The following is a 19,552-nucleotide window of genomic DNA, read 5'->3' on the forward strand; positions in this document are numbered from 1 at the left end:
GAGCATGGTCGTGCCTAGCCTGACGGCCTGGCCCGCCAGCGGATCAGGCTGACGGCCGCCGCGACCGCGAGGGCCATGCGCACCGCGTTGCCCGCCTCCCACATCAGCACCGCGTCATGGACACTGGCCACGCTCGCCGCCGGATCGCGGAACGTCGGGTTGACGCCGACGACCAGGATGCCCGTGCCCGCCGCCGCGATCGTGACGAGAACGGCGGCACGCAGCACCGGCCCCGCGCCGTTCCGGCGCACGCGGAAGACCAGCGTCCAGATGAGCACGAGCATGACGACGCCGGCCGGAACGAAGTAGAACACGGGGCTGCCCGGCTCGAATTCGGCGGGCAGCGACCCGGGCGGCAGCCGCCACAACCACGGCATCACCACGATCGCCTCGTAGAGGTTGCCGAACACCCACCAGGCGATCAGCACGAGTACCGCGCCGCGGTGGCGGGTCACCGAACCCATCTATGCCTCCAGGAGCCGGTCGCGGAGCTGGGCGATCAGCTTCGCGTCCATGGCGAGTACGTCGGTGACGTAGGAGCGTACGGACCCGTGGGCGGCCGTCAGGTCGGCCAGGACGAGACGCATGACCTCGGCGGGAGCGCGGCCATACCCGGGCCAGCGCAGCTCACGGCCGGGGTTGGCGGCCTTCCATTTGGCGATCAGCCGGTCGGTGGCCAACTCGGTGAGGGCGAAGTCGGCGACGATGTCGTCCTCGGATACTTCCAGGAGGGCAAGGACGAGGGCCGCCACCAGCCCCGTCCTGTCCTTGCCCGACGCGCAGTGGAACACCAGCGGCCCGTCTGCGGCGGCGATGGTCTCCAACGTCTGCCGGAGTTCTTCGACCCCGTCGAGGGCGACCTCCGCGTACCGGTCGGCGAGGAAACGCCAGGGGTCGGCGTCCGGGTCGATCTCGGCCTGGTCGTAGGGGCGGTGTTCGATGCTGAGGTTGACGTAGGCCAGCCCGTCGTGGTGCGGCACCCGGCCCTTGGCCCGGATCTCCCACGGGTACCTCAGGTCGATCACGGTGCGGATGCCCAGAGCGAGGAAGCGCTCCCAGTCCTCGCCCCGGAGCCCTGCCAGGGAGTCGGACCGGAACAGGCGGCCCCACCGTACGGTGCGGCCGTCGGCGCCCTGATAGCCGCCGAGGTCCCGGAAGTTGTGCAGGTTGTCGAACGCGAGGTGTCGTGGCACGGCGGTCACCCTAACGTGCCCGCCGGACGGTGTGCGCGTCCAGGTCGACGACGAGCTTGTCGGGAAAGCGAAGGTCCGCCCAGAACGCTCCCGGGTCACCCAGCCCGATCCGCGTCGTCAACCAGAGCGTCATCGCCATGCCGTGCGTGGCGACCACGAGGGGGCGGCCTTCGGCGCGTTCGAGGTGGTCGGCGATCCCGGCGTCGAAGCGTTCGACGACCTCTGATCGCGGCTCCCACTGCGGATGATCCGCGCCTTCCACGTACGCCCGGCGTAGTTCCCTGAAGCCCCCGTCCCACGGTTCCACCCGGGCGACCTCGTTGAACCGGCGGTCGCGTACCACGTCGTCACCGCCGCCCAGGCTCTGCCAGGCTTTCGGCTCCGCGCTGGACACCAGGTATGCGTGCGGGGGCAGCGCGGCGATCAGGCGCCGGGCCGCGGCGTGGCCTTCGGCGCCGAGGTCCCATGCGTGCGGCGGTACGTCGGGGCCGAAGGCGGGCATGGCGTGGCGGATCAATATCATCCCCACCAGTGGACCCGCCTGTCGTCTGCGGCGCAACCACCCGGCCAGGCGGAGGCCCTTAGGGGGTGACGACCTCCAGGTCGCCGGAGTCGCTGGACAGCGCGATCACCCGCTGGGAGGCGGGGTCGCGGGCCGCGGTGATGTTCTGGTTGCCGGAGCTGCTCTGGGCCTCGATGCGGTACGGCCCCTGCGGCACGTGGATCACGGTTCTGCCCGAGTCGGTGGAGGACTCGACCTTGTCCGGCTGCCCGGTGAAGGCCACCGTCATGTTGCCGGAGTCGGTCCGCGTGACCACCCGCTTGCCGCTCAGCCCGCTGGCCTCGATCGCCCCTGAGTCGCTCTCGGCCTCAAGGGGGCCCGAGAGGTTCTTCAGCGTCACCTTCCCGGAGTCGGTGCTCGCCTTGACGCTCAGCCCCTTGGGGACCTCGACCTGGTAGCTCACCTCGCACGACACCCCGGGAGCTCCCAATCCCCACGTGGTGGGGCACTTGAAGGACAGGGCCAGCGTGTCGCCCTGCACCGGGTGGCTGGTCTCCGGCTTGTTCTTGCGCCAGACGAGCCGCTCCGTGACGCGAATGCCCTGCCGCTCCGACTCCACCACCTCGACGCTGCCGGCGTCGGCTTCGACTTTCACCGCCGCGACCTTGTCGGTGACGTCGTAGGAGACGGTGTCCTCCGACTCGGGGCCGGCCAGCCCGCACCCGGTCGAGACCGCGGCGAGCCCCAGGATGCCTGCGGCCATGGCCGTTCTCTTCATCCTCATGACGCCCAAGTCTGGAACATGATCCCGGGGCGAACCTCCGGGACGCCCCCTGAGAAACCCCTTAGAAAGCGGCGGCGCCCTGCGGGTTGGTGGAGGAGCGTTCCACCAACTGGGGTTGGAAGATCACGTGGCGGTGCTCGTGTCCGGCGAACTCGTCGGCCTCCTCGAACAGCATCAGCGCCGCCGTCCTGCCGAGCTGTTCGCGCGGCTGCCGGATGGACGACAGCGGCACGGCGGCCGCGGCGGCGTAGTCGATGTCGTCGTAGCCGAGGATCGCCACGTCACCGGGGACGCGCAGGCCGCGCTGCGTCAGCTCCTGCAGCGCCCCGAGCGCGACCAGGTCGTTCGCGCAGAACATCGCGGTGGGCCTGTCGGCGGGCGGCAGGCCGGCGATCTCCTTGGCGGCGGTGCGGCCGGTGTCGACGGTGAGGTCGGGCAGGGGGATGACGGTCAGTTCGTCGGCGGGGGTGAGCACGCTGACCAGCCCGTCGTGGCGCTCCTGCACCTGCCGGACGCTGAACGGGCCGCCGGCGAAGGCGATGTGGCGGTGCCCGCGTTCGCGCAGGTGCCGGCCCGCCAGCCGGCCGCCGAGCACGTCGTCGACGGCGACCGCGCAGCCGCGGTTGTGCCTGCCGGAGCTGTCGAACACCACCACCGGGATGCCCCGCGCGACAAGCCTGCCCAGCCGCTCGTCCTGGCCGGCGGCGTTCACGGGCGTGATCAGAACCCCTAGGGGACGCTGCTCCTCGAACGTCTCCAGCAGCCTGGCCTCGCGGGAGGCGTCCTTGTCGCTGTTGAAGACCATCACGGTGAGCCCGGCGTCCTGTGCGGCCGCCTCGACGCCGCGCAGCACGTCGATGAAGAACGGGTTGCCCAGGTCGAGCGCGACCACGCCGATGGTGCGGCTGCGTCCGGCGCGCAACTGCCTGGCCGAGCCGTTGCGCACGTAGCCGAGTTGCGCGATCGCGGCCCGCACCCGCATCCTGGTCTCGGGCGCGACCATGTCGGGCCGGTTGAGCACGTTGCTCACGGTGCCGACGGAGACTCCGGCCAGCCGGGCGACCTCTTTGATGCTCGACATCCGTTCCTCTGGGGTGCGCAGAGCGGCATGACGTGTGGCGTTGAATCGTGTCAACACCTGGAGTGGTGAATCACCCCTGGTCGCCACCATGTCACCTTGGCGATCATAACGTACCGAGCCCTACCCGGGGTGAAACGATTTACTAACCCACTGACATCTGTCACCCCGGCCGACGCACCGCACGATGACCGTGAGGCGTCGCGCCGATCCCTCGTCCGTGTCAGGATGATCGACTGTCGTTGCTCGGTCGAGAAGGAGAGTGCTTTGAACGACGAAGCCGCCGGCGCCTGGTTCCTGCCGTCACCGTGGCGGGAGGCGCGGGTCGCGGTCGTCGTGCCGACGTACAACGAGGCAGGCAACCTCGGCGAACTGGTGGAGCGGATCTTCGCGCTGGACCTGCCGAACCTGCGGTTGATCATCGCAGACGACGACTCCCCGGACGGCACCGGCGCGCTGGCCGACGATCTGGCCAAGCGGGCGAACGAGGAGCGTCCCGACCGCATGGTCGTGCTCCACCGCAAGGTCAAGGAGGGCATCGGGCGCGCCCACATCGCCGGGATGCTGGAGGCGCTCGGGCGCGGCGACGAGTACGTGGTGCAGATGGACGGCGATCTGAGCCACCGTCCCGAGTACATCCCGCACCTGCTCGGCACGATCCTGGCCACCCGGGCCGGGGTGGTGATCGGCAGCCGTTACGTGGTCGGCGGCTCGTTGTCGACGCAGTGGGGCCGGCATCGGCGGCTGCTGAGCCGTTTCGCGGGCCTGTACGTCAACACGATCCTGCACCTGTCCGTGCGCGACCCCACGGGCGGGTTCAAGATCTGGGATCGCGACGCGCTCGAAGGCATAGACCTGCACGCGATCCGCAGCGACGGCTACAGCTTCCAGGTGGAGATGAACCACCGGTGCAAGCAGCTCGGCCGCTCGATCGTGGAGATGCCCATCCATTTCGAGGAGCGCAACGCCGGCTCCAGCAAGATCAGTTTCGCCGTGCAGGTCGAGTCGATGATCACCCCGTTCGCGCTGCGGTTCGGGCGGCGCGGCCGGCGTTAGCCGGCGGGGTGGGCCAGGATCAGCACCAGCGCGTCGAGCAGCCGCTGCCAGTCGGACTCGCCGAGGTCGCGCCCTAGCGCGCCGGCGACGGCGGCCAGGGCTGCCACCAGGTTCGCGCGCACGACCTGCTCCTGTTGTTTCGTCATGGCGGCCAGTGCGGCGCATTCCCGCCGGAACCTGCGGCCCTTGGCGAACTCCAGCAGCGACGGCGGCGGCGCCGGGGCCTCCCGGCCGGTGGTGTCCGGGTCGGCGAGGGTGATGGTCAGCCGGGTTCCGAGCGCGGCGGCGAGCCGGTCGAGCGCGGCGACGGTGGGGTTGCCGCGGCCGTTCTCCAGGTTGGCCACATAGGGCACCGACAGCCCGGCGTCGGTGGCGACCGAGGCGACGGTGCGGCCGAGCGTGGCCCGCCGGGCCCGCAGGCGCTGCCCGAGTTCGACGTGATCCATGGGTCTATCTTGACAGAATAATTCTGCGCATGATCCTCTCTTGTGAGAATAGTTCGAGGGGTGACATGTCGTGATAGAAGCATTGCGGGTGCGCGACTTCCGGCTGCTGTGGACGGCCCGGGCGGTCGCCACCTTCGGCACGGGCCTGCTGATCGTCGCCGTGCCCGCCCACGTCTACGCCGTGACCGGCTCGGTGCTGGCCACGGGCGTGACGCTGGCGTTCGAGTATCTGCCCGCCCTGGTGCTGGGGCCGTTCGCCGGGGTCGTCGCCGACCGGTGGGACCGCCGCCGGCTGATGGTCGCGACCGACCTCCTCCACGTCCTGGCGGTCTGCGTGGCGCTGGCGGCCCGCACGCCCGAGACGATCTGGCTGATCTACCTGGCGGTGCTCGGCCAGGGCAGCGCCGCGGTGTTGTTCAGGCCCGCGGCGCAGGCCCACACGCGGGCCGCCGTCGGCGACGGACCGGCGCTGACCAGCGCGAACACGCTCAACGCGGTCACCACCGGCGTGGTCGCGCTGGCCGCACCGCCGGCGGGCGGGCTGGTGTTCGCGCTGCTGGGCATCGAGGCGGTCGTGGGCGCCGCCGTGGGGGCGAGCCTGGTGTCGGCGGCGTGCATCGCGCGCATGTCGGTCCGCGTCCGCGAACGGGGTCTGCCGCAGCGGGTGCTCGCCGACCTGCGTGACGGGCTGGGGCACCTGCGGCGTACGGCGGTCGCGCGCGGCCTGCTGGTCGCCAACGGCGTCTACCTGCTGGCCAACTCGGCTCTGACCGCCCTGCTCGTGCCCTTCGGCGTGACCCGGCTCGGCGGGAGCCTCCAGGTCGGCTACCTGCTGTCCGCGCTGGGCCTGGGGTATCTCATCGGGGCTCCCATCAGCAGGTGGGTGGCCGGCCGGTTCGGCGTCAGGACGGCCGTGGCCGCAGGGCAGGTGCTGGTCGCGGCGGCCTTCGCGCTCATGTTCAACGCCGGTTCGCTGCCGGTCGCGCTGGTGGCGGCGGTGCTGCTGGGGGTGCCGGGGGTGAGCGTGCTGGTGGCCGTGCAGACGTGGCTGCAGCGCAACACGCCCGAGGAGCTGCTGGGGCGGGTGAGCGCGGCCTTCCTGACGGTCGAGGCCGCGGTGACGCTGGCCGGTGCGCTGGCCGGCCCGGCGCTGAGCGAGTTCTCCGGCCTGCCGGTGGCCCTCAACACCGCGTGCGCGGTGACGCTGCTGTCGGCGCTGATCACGTTCTGGCTGGTCCCCCGACGCGCGGCGGCCGTCGAGCTCACCTGACCCCCACGGCGGCGGCCAGGCGCGCTACGGTGTGGGCACACGGCGAACAGGAGGGGGCTCGGTGCGCACCACGTTGCCTGCCGCGCTGCTCCTCCTGCTGTCCTGGTTCCTGCCCGCCACCGCCCCCGCCCAGGCGGCGGCCCAGGTCACGGCCGCGCCCGCGGCCCTGTTGCACCTTCAGGAGCATCCGGGGCTGCGTCAGGAGCCGCTACGTCACACCGCGGCGCAGGCCAGGCACGGCCTGGCGGCCCTGGCCGGCTCCGCGGGCCCGGCCGTGCTGCCGTCCGGGGTGCCGCTCGCGCGGCCCGGCTGGTCCGTGGTCGTCACGAACCGGCCGCACGGCGTTCCCGGCGACCGCCGTCCGGTGGCCGCGCCGGCGCGGGCGCCTCCCTCCACAGGGTACTGAAGGTCCCTTTTCGCACTTCTGAGCCTGTGGAGGCTTTCATGTTCCGTGCGCCTTTTTGGCGTGCGGTGACGGCGCTCGCCGTCACCGCCATCTCGTTGACTCTGGCCCTGGTCTCCGCGCCGCGGCTGGGCCTGGATCTGCGCGGCGGCACCCAACTCGTCTTCGAGACCAGGGACTCGCCGACCGTCAAGGCCGACGCGGCGGCCACCGACCGGGCGCTCGACGTGCTGCGTCAGCGGGCGGACGCGCTCGGGGTGGTCGATCCCACCCTGGTCCGCTCCGGTGAGAGGCGCATCATCGTCGAGTTGCCCGGCGTGCTCGATCCCCGGCAGGCCGCCGAGGTCATCGGGCGGACCGCGCAACTGGCCTTCCACCCTGTGCTCGGCGACCGCGGCGAGGCGCGCGACGAGAACGGCGGGCCGCTGGAGCTGGGTCCCGCGGCCATGACCGGCGACGGCGTGCGCGACGCCGTCGAGCAGAGCGATCCGCAGCGCGGGCCCGGCTGGTGGGTGCGCATGGACTTCCGCGACGCGGCCGCCTGGCAGCGGCTGACCGGCGCGGCGGCGTGCGAGCCGCCCGGCGATCCCAAGCGGCGCATCGCGATCGCGCTGGACGGGGAGGTCATCTCCTCGCCGCCGCTCGACGGCTCCATCGCCTGCCGGGCCGGGATTCCTGGCGGCAGCGCCGACATCACCGGCTCGTTCAGCCACGAGGAGGCCCGCAACCTGGCGGTGCTCATCAAGGGCGGCGCGCTGCCGGTGCCGCTCACCATGGTCGAGCAGCGCACGGTCGGGCCGACGCTCGGCGAGGCGGCCATCGAGGCCAGCGCCAAGGCGGCGGTCGTCGGCCTGATGCTGACGGCGGCGTTCATCGTGGCCGTCTACCGTCTGTCCGGCCTGCTGGCGACGATCGCGCTGGCCTGCTACGGCGTGATCTCGTATGCGGCGCTGGTGGCGATGGGCGCGACGTTCACGCTGCCGGGGCTGGCCGGGTTCGTGCTGGCGATCGGCATGGCCATCGACGCCAACGTGCTGGTCTTCGAGCGCGCCAGGGAGGAGTACGTCCGGGGCCGGGGCCTGCGCATGGCCCTGGATCGGGGGTTCAAGAACGCCTGGTCGGCCATCGCCGACTCCAACATCACCACGCTGATCGCGGCCGGGCTGCTGTTCTGGCTGGCCTCGGGCCCGGTCAAGGGGTTCGGGGTGACGCTGGCGGTGGGCGTGCTGGCCTCGCTGGTGTCGGCCATGCTGATCACCCGCGTGCTCGCCCAGGGCGTCATCGGCCGGATCGGGCCGCGCGTGTCCGGCCTCGGCACCCCCGGGGCGGTCAGAACGTGGCTGACCCGCCGCGACCCGCAGCTCATGCGGGCCGGACGGGTGTGGCTGGGCGTCGCGGCGGCCCTGGTCGCGGTGTCGGTGGCCGGGCTGCTGGCGCGCGGGCTGAACTTCGGCGTGGAGTTCACCGGTGGGCGGCTGGTCGAGTTCGCCACGGCCAGGCCGATCTCCTCCGACGTCGCCGGCCAGGCGGTCTCCGGCGCCGGATACCCGTCGGCGGTGGTGCAGGCCTCGGGAGACGGCGTGTCGGTCCGCGCGGGCGGGCTCGACGGCGACGACGTCGCCAGGATCGAGCAGGCGCTGGAGCGGCAGGCGGGCGAGGTGACCAAGCAGCGCGAGGAGTTCGTCGGCCCCAGCCTGGGCGAGGAGCTGCGCCGCAACGCCCTCATCGCGCTCGGCGTGGCCATGGCGATGCAGTTGCTCTACCTGGCGGCCCGGTTCAGGTGGACGTTCGGGGCGGCGGCGGTGCTGGCGCTGCTGGTGGACGCGCTCGTGGTGCTGGGGTTGTTCGCGTGGCTGGGCAAGCCCGTGGACGGGATCTTCCTGGCCGCGATGCTCACCATCGTGGGCTACTCGGTCAACGACAAGGTCGTGGTCTTCGACCGGGTACGCGAACTGCTGTCCGCCGGGCAGCCGCTGGCCGCCTCGGTGAACGGGGCCATCCTGCAGACGCTGCCGCGCACGGTGAACACCGGGCTGGGGGCGCTGTTCATCCTGCTGGCCCTGATGGCGTTCGGCGGTGATTCCTTGCGGGACTTCGCCATGGCGCTGGTGACCGGGATCGTGGTGGGGACGCTGTCGTCGGCGTTCGTAGCCGGTCCCGCCGCCATCGTCCTCGACCGCAAGTAGCGCGGGCCGGGCGCCGCGTCCGGCGGCGCCCGGCTCGCTCAATCGCGCGGGGCGTACATGATGACGGCGACGCCGGCCAGGCAGATCAGCGCGCCGATGACGTCCCACCGGTCGGGACGGAACCCGTCGGCGACCATGCCCCAGGCCAGCGAGCCGGCCACGAAGACACCGCCGTAGGCGGCCAGGATGCGGCCGAAGTTGGGGTCGGGCTGGAAGGTGGCGACGAAGCCGTAGGCGCCGAGCGCGAGGATGCCGGCGCCGATCCACAGCGCGCCGCGGTGTTCGCGCCAGCCCTGCCAGATGAGCCAGGCGCCGCCGATCTCGGCGACGGCGGCAAGAACGAACAGGGCAATGGATCGCAGCACGGACATGCAGGTCAGCTTAGGGGGACGGCGGCGCGCCTTCGACGTGGGTTCCGGTTCCGACTCCAGCGTCGGCGTCGGCGTCGGCTTCGGTTTCGGTGAAGACCAGGCCGCTCTCGCTCAGGCGGCCCTGGAGCTCGGCGGGGGTCGTGGCGGTGGTCTCGGGGAGCAGGAAGAACTCCTCCAGCACGGCGCGGGCGCTCTCGTCGTCGCCGACCGCGCACTCCCACAGCACCTGACCGTCCCGGGCGGTGACGTCGAAGGCGTAGAACGGGCAGCAGGCCTGCTCGCGGGCGGCCAGGTCGCGTACGTGCTCCTCCAGCCCCGGCTCGGCGCGCAGCCGGAAGCGGATGCCCCGGCTCGTGCGCTCGCGGGCGATGAGGAAGCGGGCGAACAGCGTCTGGAACTCCCGCAGGCGCTCGTGCGCGGTGTCTGGGGCGCCGGTCATGTCGCAGACGACGGGGGTGGAGGCGGACGGCATCCGCATGGTTGAGGCTCCTTCCGGGACGCGGGTGAGGCTCCCGACCCTAAAGTCTGGACCTTGCTCCAGAGTCAAGCCTCGCGGCCAAAAGTCGTTACATTGACCGAAATACGGGTGGTGTCCCTTGCGCGGCCGCTCGTTCGTCATGCTGGTGAGAGCCCACTGCCCTGGAGGTCGCGATGCAGTACGCCCTGCTGATCTACGCCGAGCCCGGCTACATGGAGACGTCGTCGGATGAGGAGCGTGCGGCGGCCTACGCCGAGTATTTCGCGATGGCCGACGACGACCGCTACGTCAGTGCCGCGCAGTTGCAGTCCGCGGAGACGGCGACCTGCGTGCGGTTGTCCGGCGGCCGGACGCTGATGACCGACGGCCCGTTCGCCGACACCAAAGAGGTGCTGGGCGGCTTCTGCCTGATCGAGGCCGCCGACCTGGACGAAGCGCTCGAATTGGCGGCGCGTGTCCCGGCCCTGCGGTTCGGCGGCACCGTGGAGGTCAGGCCGGTGGTGCGGCTCTGAGCGTGCTGGAGGAGGTGTTCCGCGACCAGTGGGGCCGGGTGCTGGCCTCGCTGGTCGGGTTCCTCGGTGACTTCGACCGGGCCGAGGAGGCGGCGCAGGAGGCGTTCGCCATCGCGGCGGAGCGCTGGCCGGCTTCAGGCGTGCCGGACACTCCGGGCGCCTGGCTGGTGACGACGGCCCGGAACCGGGCGATCGACCGGATCCGCCGGGAGCGGACCCTGGCCCAGAAGATCCATCTGCTGCCGGCGCCGGAGGCCATCGTGGACGAGTTCGACGACACGCTGATCAAGGACGAGCGGCTTGAGCTGATCTTCACCTGCTGTCATCCGGCGCTGCCGCTGGAGGGGCAGGTGGCGCTCACGCTTCGTGCGCTCGGCGGCCTCCAGACCGGGGAGATCGCCCGAGCGTTCGTGGTCTCGGAGGAGACCATGAAGCGGCGCCTGACCCGCGCGAAGGCCAAGATCAAGGCGACCGGGATCCCGTTCGCGGTCCCGGGCGCGCACCTGCTGCCCGAACGGCTCGACGCGGTGCTGGCGGTCATCTACCTGATCTACAACGAGGGTTACAGCGGCCGGGTCGATCTCGGTGCCGAGGCCATCCGGCTGGGGCAGGTGCTGGCCGGGCTGATGCCGCGGGAGCCGGAGGCGCACGGGCTGCTGGCGCTGATGATGATCCATCACGCGCGGCGGCGGGCCCGGTTCTGCGATGACGATCTCGTCCTTCTCGACGATCAGGATCGGTCGTTGTGGGACCTGCGGCAGATCGCGGCGGGGCGGGCGGTGCTGGATCGGGCGATGGCGCTGGGCGGGCGCGGCGCGTACGTCGTGCAGGCCGCCATCGCCTCGCTCCAGGCGCGTGAGCGGATCGACTGGCCGCAGGTCGCCGAGTTGTACCGGCGGCTGGCCGCTCTGACCGGCTCGGCGGTGGTCGAGCTCAACCGTGCCGTGGCGGTCGCCCAGGCCGGCGATCCCGCCGCGGCGTTGCGTGCCGTCGATGACCTCGACCTGGACGGATACCTGTATTTCCACTCGACGCGCGGGGAGTTGCTGCGGCGTCTGGGCCGTGAGGCCGAGGCCCGGACGGCCTACCGGCGCGCCCTTGAGCTGGCCGCCTCGACCCCCGAGCGGCGTTTCCTGACCCGGCGCCTCGAACAGCTCTGAGCCGGCTGTCCCCCCGGCGGCCGCTCGATCGTCGCCTGGATATGAGCGACAACCCTCCCGGCTTTTTGCCCGAGTGGCGGCGCAATGCCCCGAACTTCGACGGCTACAGGTGAGACGCCTCCATGGACGTGTTCCTGTGGGTCGTGCAGGCGATCCTCGCCGCCATGTTCGCCATGTCCGGCCTGGGCAAACTCCTGTGGACCAGGGACAAGCTGGCCGGCAAGTATCCGTGGACGCACACGTTCTCTCAGACGGCCGTGCGGTCCATCGGCGTGACGGAACTGCTGGGCACGATCGGGCTGATCGTGCCGGCCGCCACCGGGATCGCACCCGTCCTGACGCCGATCGCCGCGACCGGGCTGGCGATCATGATGGGCCTGGCCGGGGCCCTGCACATCCGCAGGAAAGAGCCGTCCGGGCTGATGGCCACCGCCGTCCTGCTCGCGCTCTGCGCGCTCGTCGCCTGGGGGCGCTTCGGCCCCTACAGCTGGTGAGCGCGGGCCGGACCACCACGCCTACGCACATCTCGATATCAGGAGCAGCCACATGACCATCACCGAGGCCGTGAACAACAAGGCGGCGCTGCGGCGCTTCCACGACGCCGTCAGCACCGGCGACGCGGAGATCATCTCCAAGACGATCGACGAGGTAGTCCACCCGGATGTGCTGATCCGCACGCCTTTGCCCATCGCCACGACGGGGACGCAGGCGATGAAGGAGGTGCTGACGGTGCTCCATCGGGCCTTTCCCGACCTCAACGTGCACATCGAGGACGTGATCGCCGAAGGGGACAAGGTGGTCACCAGGAACACGGTCACCGGGACCCACCAGGGCGAGTACATGGGCATCGCGCCGACCGGCAGGTCCATCACCTACAAGGAGATCCTGATCGCCCGCTTCGCCGACGGGCGGATCGCCGAAACCTGGGCAGTCGTGGACGTTCTTTCGCAGATGCGGCAGCTCGGGGTGTTCCCGGCCCCGTAGCCCTCCCCACCGGCACGGCCGGCTGCGTGGCGGCCAGGCTCACCCGTCCGCAGCGGGCGGGTACAACCCCGCCTGGCGGTAGACGGCGGTCAGGTAGCGCAGCATGCCGGCGGTGTCGGGCGGGTCGGGCCGCAGCACCCGGTAGGTCACCGCCCCGGCCATCATGTCGATCAGCACGTCCAGGTCGGCGTCGGCCGCCACGGCGCCGTCCTGCTGGGCGCGCCGCAGCATGGCGGCGGCCAGCTCGCGGCGGGGCAGGATGTAGTGCTTCCAGTACACCTGCATCAGCTCCGGATGGCTGACGGCCGAGCCCATGATCCGGGCGACCAGCGCGCGGAATCCGGGGCTGGCGGCCATCTCGGCCGCCGCGGGCAGGACATGCTCGACGATGTCGCGCGGCCGCAGGGCCTGGACATCGGCGGCGGACGGGATGACCTCGGCGCGCACCTCCTGCTCGATGGCCTGGGCGAGCAGGTCTTCCTTGCTGCTCCAGCGGCGGTAGAGGGTCAGTTTGCCCACCCCGGCGCGCTTGGCGACCTGCTCCATGCTGGTGCCCTCGACGCCGCGCTCGACGAACAGTTCCAGCGCCGCGGTCAAGATCGCGGTGTCGGTCTCGGGGGCGCGTGGGCGTCCTCGTCCCCGGGTGGCGGTCATCCCAGCGCTCCGTCCAGCCAGCGGGTGACCTCGGCGGGGCCGCCTTTGCAGGCCAGGTGGCCGTCCGGGCGCACCAGCATGGCCGGCCGGCCCGTGGTGCCGGCAGGACGGAGCCGGGTGACCCTGTCGCCGAGCCGGCGCCGGGCCGCCTCGAAGACCGCCTCTGCCGCGGGGCCGTCACCGAGTACCGCCCAGGTGCCGCGCAGTTCGGCGTGCAACCGGGTGGGGCTGCCGTCCGGCCGTTCACAGGCCAGGTCGCCGACGCGGTCGCCGGGGCGCGGCTTGCCGCCGCGCCCGCCCAGCCGCGTGCCGAGTGGGCCGCGCCGGTAGCTCACCCACAGCTGCGAGGTGGTGTAGGTGGTCCACCGCTGGATCCAGCCCTGGTTGAACACCCGCATCAGCACCTGGTCACGCAGAAGGCGGCCGAACGGGCTGCCGGCGATGTTGACCTTGGTGACGGCGGTGCTGCCGCGCAGCACGGCGGTGGCCAGCGGGCGGCGTTCGGCCTGATAGGTGTCGAGCAACCGCGTCGCGGCCGGGCCGTGTGCCAGGCCCGCGACGATGAGGGCGAGTTTCCAGGCGAGGTTCTCGGCGTCCCCGAGCCCGGTCAGCATGCCCTGCCCGCCGAACGGGGCGTGCACGTGGGCGGCGTCGCCGGCCAGCAGGATGCGCCCGGCCCGGTAGGAGTCGGCCAGGCGCCGGTGCACGCTGAACAGCGACGCCCAGGTGACGTCGTGCAGGCGCAGCCCGCTCAGGCCGGTGCGTTGGGGCAGGATGCGCCGCATGTGGTCGGCGATCTGCTCCTGGCTGGGCTTGTCATCGGTGAAGGCGGCGTCGTAGGCGAGCAGCCGCCACTGATCGCCCGGCATCGGCATGGCGCCCAGCATGCCCTCGGGGTGGGTCCAGCCGCTGGTGCCCGATCGATCCAGCGGCGGATCGCCGTCGAGACGTCCGTCGACGAGCAGGAACCGCTCGCTGACCTTGACGCCGGGAAAGCCGATGCCGGCCTGCTTGCGCACCGTGCTGCCGGTGCCGTCGCAGCCCACCATCCATGCGGCGCGTATGGTGCGGCCGTCGCCGAGCGTCGCGGTGACGCCGGAGGTGTCCTGGCGAGCCTCGACGAGTCCGGCGCCCCACTCGGGCCGTTCGCCGAGCTGGGCCAGCCGCTCACGCAGCCGTGCCTCGACGCGGGCCTGAGAGATCACCATCGGCGGGGCGGCCGTTCCGAGGCCGGGGTCGCCGAACCGGATCCGCATCATTGGGCGGTCCCCGGCGTAGCTGGTGATCGTCATCGCCCGCACCGACTCCTGCGCCAACTCCTCCAGGGCGTCCAGGCGATCGAGCACCTCCGAGCCGCGGGCGTGCACGAAGTTGGCCCGCGATGTGGTGGCCGGCCCGGCGGCTTTGTCGATCACACGGACCGACACCCCGTGCTGCAGCAGCGCGCAGGCCAGCGCCAAGCCGACCGGCCCGGCGCCGACGACCAGAACGTCCGTGTCCATCACACGCCCCCTCTTTTTTATTTACGGAACGGGTTCGTAAACAAAATCATGCCCGCAAGGGAGGTGTCTTGTCCAGACGGCGATCGGGTTCCACGGCGGTTCAGCTTCGATCAACATCGATCAAATCATCCGATCGGAATGATTAACAAGGTATTGACCTGATTGAAATGACCAGACATGATCTGACCCACCGGTAAGCGCTTACCCAGGTGAAGGATCGTGTGCCTTGACCCACCGACGACGACCGCAGGCCCTGCTGGTCATGGATCCGGCCACCTACGGCGTGCAGTTCCACGAGCCCCAGCTCCGCCGCCTCGGCGCGCTCGCCGAGCTCGGCGAGCCGATCCGCGCCACCGATCTGGACGCGCCGGGCGTGCGGCGGCGGCTGCGCGAGGTCGAGGTGCTGCTGACGTCGTGGGGCTGCCCGCCGCTGACCGCCGAGCGGCTGGCCGACGCGCCCCGCCTGCGGGCGATCTTCCACTGCGCGGGCACGGTGCGCACGTTCGTCACCGACGAGGTGTGGCGGCGCGGCCTGCTGGTCACCAACGCCGCCGACGCCAACGCCATCCCGGTCGCCGAGTTCACCCTGGCCGCGATCATCTTCGCGGGCAAGAAGGCGCCGTTCCTGGCCCAGGACGCGCGCGTGCACCGCGAGGACTGGTCGTACGCGGCCCGCCGCGGCGAGCTGTCCAACCGCGGCCGCACGGTCGGCGTCGTCGGTTTCTCCCAGGTGGGCCGCCGGGTCGTGGGGCGGCTGCGCGATCTGGAGATGGACGTCCTGGTCGCCGACCCCTACGCCGACGCCGGCGAGGTCGGCGCGGCGGGCGGCCATCTGGTGCCCCTGGCCGAGCTGCTGCCGCGCTGCGACGTGCTGAGCCTGCACGTGCCGTCGCTGCCCTCCACCCGCCATCTCCTGGGCGCCGCGGAGCTGGCCCTGCTGCGCGACGGCGCCACGGTGATCAACACCGCGCGTGGCGCCGTGCTGGACACCGCCGCCCTGGAGCGCGAGTGCGCCTCGGGACGGCTGGACGCCATCCTCGACGTCACCGACCCCGAGCCGCTGCCGGCCGATTCGGTGCTGTACGAGCTGCCCAACGTCATGATCACCCCCCACGTCGCCGGCTCGCTCGGGAGCGAGACCCGGCGCATGAGCGACAGCGCGCTGGACGAGCTCGATCGTTTCCTGTCGGGCCGGCCGCCGCGCGCGGCCGTCACCCCGGAGGCGTTCGCGGTCGGCGCGTGAGAACCCCGTGTGACGGAGAGGAGACCGGAGCAATGACCACCTGGAGGAAGGCCGGTTCGACGCGTCTGGCCGTCGTGAGCGCGCTCTGGCTCACGCTGGCCGCGTGCGGCTCGGGCGGTGAGAAGCCCGCCGACGCGAACGGGAAGATCACCTTGAGTGTCACGGTCTGGAACATGGCCAAGACGCCCGAGTTCAAGGCCCTGTTCGAGGCGTTCCAGCAGGCCAACCCGAACATCACGATCAAGCCGGTGGACATTCTCGCCGACGACTACCCGCAGAAGGTCACCACGATGCTCGCGGGCGGCGACAAAACCGACGTGATCACGATGAAGAACGTCACCGACTACGCGCGCTACTCCAGCCGGGGCCAGCTCCTCGACCTCACCTCCTCGGCCAGGTCCGCCGAGGCGGCCAAGCTGGCCGGGCTGGAGGCCTTCGACGTCGGCGGCGCCTACTTCGCGCTGCCGTACCGCCAGGACTTCTGGCTGCTGTACTACAACAAAACACTGTTCGGCAAAGCGGGCGTCAAGCTGCCGGAAACGCTCACCTGGGACGCCTACGCCGGGCTTGCCAAGCAGCTCACCAGCGGCTCGGGCGGCGAGAAGGTCTATGGCGCCTACCACCACACCTGGCGCTCGGTGGTGCAGGCCATCTCGGCGGCGCAGACCGGCGGCGACCAGCTCGGCGGCGACTACGCCTTCTTCACCGACCAGTACGCCCTGGCCACCGGCATGCAGCAGGCGGGCACCGTCCTGGACTTCGGCACCGCCAAGGCGCAGCAGGCCGACTACCGCACCATGTTCGAAAGCGGCAAGACGGCCATGATGCCGATGGGCACCTGGTACATCTCCGGCATCCTGGAGGCCAAGGCCAAGGGCGCCTCCGACGTGGAGTGGGGGCTGGCGCCGATGCCGCAGCGGCCGGGCGCGGGCCAGGTCACCACGTTCGGCTCGCCGACCGCCTTCGCCGTCAACAAGCGGGCCGAGCACGCCGAGGCGGCCAGGAAGTTCGTGGAGTTCGCCGCGGGCAGGGCCGGCGCGCAGGCGATCACCAAGGTGGGCGTGGTGCCCGCGCTGCAGAGCCCGGAGATCACCAAGGCGTATTTCGCGCTGGCCGGCATGCCGGCCGACGAGCTGTCGAAGAAGGCGTTCGAGCCCGGCAAGGTCGTGCTGGAGATGCCGGTCAGCGACAAGTCCTCCGACGTCGACACCATCCTCAAGGAGGAGCACGAGCTGATCATGGTCGGGGACAAGCCGGTCGCCGACGGCATCAGCGCCATGAACGAGCGCGTCAAGAACGAAGTCCTCAACTGACATGGCGCAGGCGTTGACGCAGCACCCGGCCCGGAGCCGGCCCGCCTGGCGCGCCATCGTCATCGGCTGGAGCTTCATCCTGCCGAACTTCGTCGGCTTCGCGCTGTTCACGCTGGTGCCGATGCTGGCGGCCTTCGCGCTGGCGTTCCTGGACTGGGACTCCTACAGCACGCCGCAGTGGGTGGGCCTGGACAACTTCCAGGACCTGCTGGCCGATGAGAACTTCCACGTCGCGCTGCTCAACACGCTCTCCTACGCGGCCGGGCACATCCCGCTGACGCTGGTGGCGGCGCTCGGGCTGGCGATCGTGCTGAACAGGAAGATCCGCGGCGTGCGCTTCTTCCGCACGGCGGCGTTCTTCCCGTACATCACCTCGCTGGTCGCGGTCGCGGTCGTGTGGAACATGCTGTTCAACCCGACGGCCGGGCCGATCAACCAGGCGTTGCAGGCGCTGGGCCTGGCCGACCCGCCGCGGTGGGTGGCCAGCACGGACTGGGCGATGCCGGCGGTGATCGTCACCAGCGTGTGGCGGGACATGGGCTACTACATGGTGCTCTATCTGGCGGGGCTGCAGACGATCCCGAAGCAGTACTACGAGGCCGCCACCGTGGACGGGGCCGGCCCCTGGCAGCGCTTCCTCAGCATCACGCTGCCGTGCCTGCGGCCCACGACGTTCTTCGTGCTGGTCATGCTGACCATCCAGAGTTTCAAGGTGCTGGACCTGATCGTGGTCATGACCGACGGCGGGCCGGGGCGCAGCACCCTGGTGCTGGCCCAGCTCGTCTACCGCGAAGGCGTCATCGAGGGCCGCTTCGGCTACTCCTCGGCGATCGCGCTGGTGCTGTTCGTCATCGTGCTGGGCGTCACCGTCGCGCAGTTCCGCCTCAACGAGCGCAGGAGCCTGTCGTGAACGCGCGCCGCGGGGGGCGGGTGCGCCCGGCGCTCGCCTACCTCTGCCTGACGGTGGTGACGCTGCTGGTGCTGGTGCCGTTCGCGTGGATGCTCTCCTCCTCGCTCAAACGCGACAACGAGGTCTTCGCGGTGCCGATCCAGTGGATCCCGGACGAGCTGCGCTGGTCGAACTTCGTCGACATCTGGGAACGCATCCCGCTGCTGACCTACCTGGGCAACTCGGCGTTCCTGTCGGTCACGATCACCTTCCTGCAGGTGCTGACCGGCAGCTTCGCCGCCTACGGGTTCGCCAAGGTGCGCTTCCCCGGCCGGGACGCCCTGTTCCTGGCCTACATCGCCACGATCGCGGTGCCGTGGCAGGCGTACATGGTGCCGCAGTACATCATGATGCAGCGGGCCGAGCTGACCGACACCTACTGGTCGATCATCTTGTTGCAGGCGTTCGGGGCGTTCGGCGTGTTCCTGATGCGCCAGTACTACATGTCGATCCCCGACGAGTTGTGCGAGGCGGCGCGGATCGACGGGCTCAGCGAGTACGGCATCTACCGGCGCATCATGCTGCCGCTGTCGAAACCGGCGCTGGCGAGCCTGGCGCTGCTCACCTTCGTCAACACCTGGAACGACTACATGGGGCCCTTCATCTACCTGACCAGCAACGAGCTGTGGACCGTGCAGCTCGGGCTGCGCTCGTTCGTCGGCCAGTACGACGCCGAATACGCGATGATCATGACGGGGGCGGTGCTGTCGGTGCTGCCGATCCTGGTGGTGTTCCTGTTCGGGCAGCGCCATTTCATCCAGGGCATCGCCACGAGCGGGCTGAAAGGATGAGGCTGCTGCGGCCGGCGCGGCAGGAGACCTACGAGAAGGTCTTCGAGGCCCTGTATGCGGGCCTGACGACGAATCTGGCGCTGACGCTGTCGTGCGCGCCGCTGCTGGCGGCGCTGGCGATCGTGCGCGACCCGCCGGCGTCGTGGCCGTTCTTCGCGGTGGTGTCACTGGTGTGCGCACCGGCGCTGGCGGGCGCGTTCGGGGCGTTCGCCGCGCCGGGGTCCGGGCGGGCGTGGCGCGCGTTCTGGGGCGCCTACCGGCGGGCGGCGCCGCGGGCGCTGGCGGTGTGGGCGGCCGGGGTCGTGGCGGTGGGCGTGCTGGCCGTGGACGCGCTCGCGCTGGCGGGCACGGCGTGGGGGCCGGCGCTGGTGCCGTTCTTCTGCACGGCGGCGGCGCTGGTGGTGGCCGTGGTGGTCGCGCTGCTGGCGCTGCTGGCCGAGCCGGGCTCGGGCGCGCTGCTGCCGCTGGTGCGGCCGTGCCTGTATCTGGTGGCGCGGCGCTGGTACCTGGCCGCGGCGAACCTGGTCGTGCTGGGCCTGGCCGTGGCCGTCGTCCTGGCCAGGCCGGTGGCCGGGCTGCTGGTGGTGTGCGCTCCCCTGCTGTATGCGGTGTGGGCCACGACGCGGTTCATCCTCGCCCCGCTGCTTGACGAAAAGCGTAACCCGTAGGTTACGCTT

Annotated in this window: 23 protein-coding genes; 13 read left to right on the top strand and 10 right to left on the bottom strand. The window is 71.1% G+C overall.

Features of this window, described 5'->3' with window-relative positions; genetic code table 11:
* Positions 1 to 14: 14 nt before the first annotated feature.
* The 5 genes from ACFOY2_RS44160 to ACFOY2_RS44180 form a co-directional block, all read right to left on the bottom strand.
* Complete coding sequence (locus tag ACFOY2_RS44160; protein ID WP_379534126.1) at positions 15 to 464, bottom strand: hypothetical protein; 450 nt, start codon at positions 462 to 464, stop codon at positions 15 to 17.
* Positions 465 to 1,193 carry a tyrosine-protein phosphatase gene (locus ACFOY2_RS44165; protein ID WP_379534127.1) on the bottom strand — a complete coding sequence of 243 codons (729 nt, stop codon included), beginning with the start codon at positions 1,191 to 1,193 and terminating at the stop codon, positions 465 to 467.
* A gap of 10 nt (positions 1,194 to 1,203) precedes the next feature.
* On the bottom strand, positions 1,204 to 1,716 hold the full coding sequence (locus tag ACFOY2_RS44170; RefSeq protein ID WP_379534128.1) for a histidine phosphatase family protein: 513 nt from the start codon (positions 1,714 to 1,716) through the stop codon (positions 1,204 to 1,206).
* Between the two features lie 58 nt (positions 1,717 to 1,774).
* A complete protein-coding gene (locus ACFOY2_RS44175) occupies positions 1,775 to 2,479 on the bottom strand; it encodes a DUF4097 family beta strand repeat-containing protein (RefSeq protein ID WP_379534129.1) in 705 nt (234 codons plus the stop codon).
* 61 nt (positions 2,480 to 2,540) lie between these two features.
* Positions 2,541 to 3,560, bottom strand: coding sequence for a LacI family DNA-binding transcriptional regulator (locus ACFOY2_RS44180; RefSeq protein WP_379534130.1), 1,020 nt, complete (start codon positions 3,558 to 3,560; stop codon positions 2,541 to 2,543).
* A 264-nt stretch (positions 3,561 to 3,824) separates the two neighbouring features.
* On the opposite strand from ACFOY2_RS44180, the gene ACFOY2_RS44185 reads away from it, so the two are divergent.
* Positions 3,825 to 4,613 (top strand): polyprenol monophosphomannose synthase, encoded by a 789-nt coding sequence (locus ACFOY2_RS44185; protein WP_379534131.1) that lies wholly within the window; start codon positions 3,825 to 3,827, stop codon positions 4,611 to 4,613.
* Here ACFOY2_RS44185 and ACFOY2_RS44190 read toward each other — a convergent pair.
* Positions 4,610 to 5,059 (bottom strand): helix-turn-helix domain-containing protein, encoded by a 450-nt coding sequence (locus ACFOY2_RS44190; protein WP_379534132.1) that lies wholly within the window; start codon positions 5,057 to 5,059, stop codon positions 4,610 to 4,612. The genes ACFOY2_RS44185 and ACFOY2_RS44190 overlap by 4 nt on opposite strands.
* 70 nt (positions 5,060 to 5,129) lie before the next feature.
* On the opposite strand from ACFOY2_RS44190, the gene ACFOY2_RS44195 reads away from it, so the two are divergent.
* From ACFOY2_RS44195 to secD, 3 genes are all read left to right on the top strand, one after another.
* The gene (locus tag ACFOY2_RS44195; RefSeq protein WP_379534133.1) at positions 5,130 to 6,329 is read left to right on the top strand and encodes an MFS transporter; all 1,200 of its coding nucleotides are present in this window, start codon (positions 5,130 to 5,132) and stop codon (positions 6,327 to 6,329) included.
* A 61-nt stretch (positions 6,330 to 6,390) separates the two neighbouring features.
* Complete coding sequence (locus ACFOY2_RS44200) at positions 6,391 to 6,735, top strand: hypothetical protein (protein ID WP_379534134.1); 345 nt, start codon at positions 6,391 to 6,393, stop codon at positions 6,733 to 6,735.
* A gap of 38 nt (positions 6,736 to 6,773) precedes the next feature.
* Positions 6,774 to 8,918 (top strand): protein translocase subunit SecD, encoded by a 2,145-nt coding sequence (gene secD, locus ACFOY2_RS44205; RefSeq protein WP_379534135.1) that lies wholly within the window; start codon positions 6,774 to 6,776, stop codon positions 8,916 to 8,918.
* 38 nt (positions 8,919 to 8,956) lie between these two features.
* Here the strand turns inward: secD and ACFOY2_RS44210 are convergent, their stop codons facing one another.
* Both ACFOY2_RS44210 and ACFOY2_RS44215 read right to left on the bottom strand, forming a co-directional pair.
* Positions 8,957 to 9,289, bottom strand: coding sequence for a YnfA family protein (locus tag ACFOY2_RS44210; RefSeq protein WP_379534136.1), 333 nt, complete (start codon positions 9,287 to 9,289; stop codon positions 8,957 to 8,959).
* 10 nt (positions 9,290 to 9,299) lie between these two features.
* Positions 9,300 to 9,767 carry a hypothetical protein gene (locus tag ACFOY2_RS44215; protein ID WP_379534137.1) on the bottom strand — a complete coding sequence of 156 codons (468 nt, stop codon included), beginning with the start codon at positions 9,765 to 9,767 and terminating at the stop codon, positions 9,300 to 9,302.
* Positions 9,768 to 9,940: 173 nt separating this feature from the next.
* Here ACFOY2_RS44215 and ACFOY2_RS44220 point away from each other — a divergent pair, with 173 nt between their 5' ends.
* The 4 genes from ACFOY2_RS44220 (at position 9,941) to ACFOY2_RS44235 (ending at position 12,423) form a co-directional block, all read left to right on the top strand.
* Complete coding sequence (locus tag ACFOY2_RS44220) at positions 9,941 to 10,279, top strand: YciI family protein (RefSeq protein ID WP_379534138.1); 339 nt, start codon at positions 9,941 to 9,943, stop codon at positions 10,277 to 10,279.
* 2 nt (positions 10,280 to 10,281) lie between these two features.
* Positions 10,282 to 11,439, top strand: a complete 1,158-nt coding sequence (locus ACFOY2_RS44225; RefSeq protein ID WP_379534139.1) for an RNA polymerase sigma factor — start codon at positions 10,282 to 10,284, stop codon at positions 11,437 to 11,439.
* 122 nt (positions 11,440 to 11,561) lie between these two features.
* Positions 11,562 to 11,933: a DoxX family protein gene (locus ACFOY2_RS44230; RefSeq protein ID WP_379534140.1), complete on the top strand. Its 372-nt coding sequence runs from the start codon at positions 11,562 to 11,564 to the stop codon at positions 11,931 to 11,933.
* Between the two features lie 52 nt (positions 11,934 to 11,985).
* Positions 11,986 to 12,423 carry an ester cyclase gene (locus tag ACFOY2_RS44235; RefSeq protein WP_379534141.1) on the top strand — a complete coding sequence of 146 codons (438 nt, stop codon included), beginning with the start codon at positions 11,986 to 11,988 and terminating at the stop codon, positions 12,421 to 12,423.
* A gap of 39 nt (positions 12,424 to 12,462) precedes the next feature.
* Here the strand turns inward: ACFOY2_RS44235 and ACFOY2_RS44240 are convergent, their stop codons facing one another.
* Together ACFOY2_RS44240 and ACFOY2_RS44245 are read right to left on the bottom strand one after the other, a co-directional pair.
* Positions 12,463 to 13,077 carry a TetR/AcrR family transcriptional regulator gene (locus ACFOY2_RS44240; protein WP_379534142.1) on the bottom strand — a complete coding sequence of 205 codons (615 nt, stop codon included), beginning with the start codon at positions 13,075 to 13,077 and terminating at the stop codon, positions 12,463 to 12,465.
* Positions 13,074 to 14,579 (bottom strand): FAD-dependent oxidoreductase, encoded by a 1,506-nt coding sequence (locus tag ACFOY2_RS44245; RefSeq protein WP_379534143.1) that lies wholly within the window; start codon positions 14,577 to 14,579, stop codon positions 13,074 to 13,076. The genes ACFOY2_RS44240 and ACFOY2_RS44245 overlap by 4 nt, the downstream gene beginning before the upstream one ends.
* 226 nt (positions 14,580 to 14,805) lie before the next feature.
* Between ACFOY2_RS44245 and ACFOY2_RS44250 the strand changes: the two genes are divergently transcribed.
* Genes ACFOY2_RS44250 through ACFOY2_RS44270 form a run of 5 tightly spaced genes read left to right on the top strand, consistent with a single transcriptional unit; the run spans position 14,806 to position 19,543 of the window.
* A complete protein-coding gene (locus ACFOY2_RS44250; protein ID WP_379534144.1) occupies positions 14,806 to 15,822 on the top strand; it encodes a hydroxyacid dehydrogenase in 1,017 nt (338 codons plus the stop codon).
* 32 nt (positions 15,823 to 15,854) lie between these two features.
* Complete coding sequence (locus ACFOY2_RS44255) at positions 15,855 to 17,135, top strand: ABC transporter substrate-binding protein (RefSeq protein WP_379534145.1); 1,281 nt, start codon at positions 15,855 to 15,857, stop codon at positions 17,133 to 17,135.
* 1 nt (position 17,136) lies between these two features.
* A complete protein-coding gene (locus tag ACFOY2_RS44260; RefSeq protein ID WP_379534146.1) occupies positions 17,137 to 18,045 on the top strand; it encodes a carbohydrate ABC transporter permease in 909 nt (302 codons plus the stop codon).
* Positions 18,042 to 18,875, top strand: a complete 834-nt coding sequence (locus ACFOY2_RS44265; RefSeq protein ID WP_379534147.1) for a carbohydrate ABC transporter permease — start codon at positions 18,042 to 18,044, stop codon at positions 18,873 to 18,875. The genes ACFOY2_RS44260 and ACFOY2_RS44265 overlap by 4 nt, the downstream gene beginning before the upstream one ends.
* Positions 18,872 to 19,543: a hypothetical protein gene (locus ACFOY2_RS44270; RefSeq protein WP_379534148.1), complete on the top strand. Its 672-nt coding sequence runs from the start codon at positions 18,872 to 18,874 to the stop codon at positions 19,541 to 19,543. The genes ACFOY2_RS44265 and ACFOY2_RS44270 overlap by 4 nt, the downstream gene beginning before the upstream one ends.
* Positions 19,544 to 19,552 lie beyond the last annotated feature (9 nt).

Origin of the sequence: Nonomuraea purpurea (assembly GCF_042650645.1) — a bacterium.
Lineage (GTDB): Bacteria > Actinomycetota > Actinomycetes > Streptosporangiales > Streptosporangiaceae > Nonomuraea > Nonomuraea purpurea.

What these genes read in the sequence shown, in the direction of transcription:
- ACFOY2_RS44160 (WP_379534126.1), bottom strand. Translation starts at nt 464, where the DNA reads ATGGGTTCGGTGACCCGCCACCGCGGCGCGGTACTCGTGCTGATCGCC.
- ACFOY2_RS44170 (WP_379534128.1), bottom strand. Translation starts at nt 1,716, where the DNA reads ATGATATTGATCCGCCACGCCATGCCCGCCTTCGGCCCCGACGTACCG.
- ACFOY2_RS44175 (WP_379534129.1), bottom strand. Translation starts at nt 2,479, where the DNA reads ATGAGGATGAAGAGAACGGCCATGGCCGCAGGCATCCTGGGGCTCGCC.
- ACFOY2_RS44180 (WP_379534130.1), bottom strand. Translation starts at nt 3,560, where the DNA reads ATGTCGAGCATCAAAGAGGTCGCCCGGCTGGCCGGAGTCTCCGTCGGC.
- ACFOY2_RS44190 (WP_379534132.1), bottom strand. Translation starts at nt 5,059, where the DNA reads ATGGATCACGTCGAACTCGGGCAGCGCCTGCGGGCCCGGCGGGCCACG.
- secD (WP_379534135.1), top strand. Translation starts at nt 6,774, where the DNA reads ATGTTCCGTGCGCCTTTTTGGCGTGCGGTGACGGCGCTCGCCGTCACC.
- ACFOY2_RS44210 (WP_379534136.1), bottom strand. Translation starts at nt 9,289, where the DNA reads ATGTCCGTGCTGCGATCCATTGCCCTGTTCGTTCTTGCCGCCGTCGCC.
- ACFOY2_RS44215 (WP_379534137.1), bottom strand. Translation starts at nt 9,767, where the DNA reads ATGCGGATGCCGTCCGCCTCCACCCCCGTCGTCTGCGACATGACCGGC.
- ACFOY2_RS44220 (WP_379534138.1), top strand. Translation starts at nt 9,941, where the DNA reads ATGCAGTACGCCCTGCTGATCTACGCCGAGCCCGGCTACATGGAGACG.
- ACFOY2_RS44230 (WP_379534140.1), top strand. Translation starts at nt 11,562, where the DNA reads ATGGACGTGTTCCTGTGGGTCGTGCAGGCGATCCTCGCCGCCATGTTC.
- ACFOY2_RS44235 (WP_379534141.1), top strand. Translation starts at nt 11,986, where the DNA reads ATGACCATCACCGAGGCCGTGAACAACAAGGCGGCGCTGCGGCGCTTC.
- ACFOY2_RS44240 (WP_379534142.1), bottom strand. Translation starts at nt 13,077, where the DNA reads ATGACCGCCACCCGGGGACGAGGACGCCCACGCGCCCCCGAGACCGAC.
- ACFOY2_RS44245 (WP_379534143.1), bottom strand. Translation starts at nt 14,579, where the DNA reads ATGGACACGGACGTTCTGGTCGTCGGCGCCGGGCCGGTCGGCTTGGCG.
- ACFOY2_RS44255 (WP_379534145.1), top strand. Translation starts at nt 15,855, where the DNA reads ATGACCACCTGGAGGAAGGCCGGTTCGACGCGTCTGGCCGTCGTGAGC.
- ACFOY2_RS44260 (WP_379534146.1), top strand. Translation starts at nt 17,137, where the DNA reads ATGGCGCAGGCGTTGACGCAGCACCCGGCCCGGAGCCGGCCCGCCTGG.
- ACFOY2_RS44270 (WP_379534148.1), top strand. Translation starts at nt 18,872, where the DNA reads ATGAGGCTGCTGCGGCCGGCGCGGCAGGAGACCTACGAGAAGGTCTTC.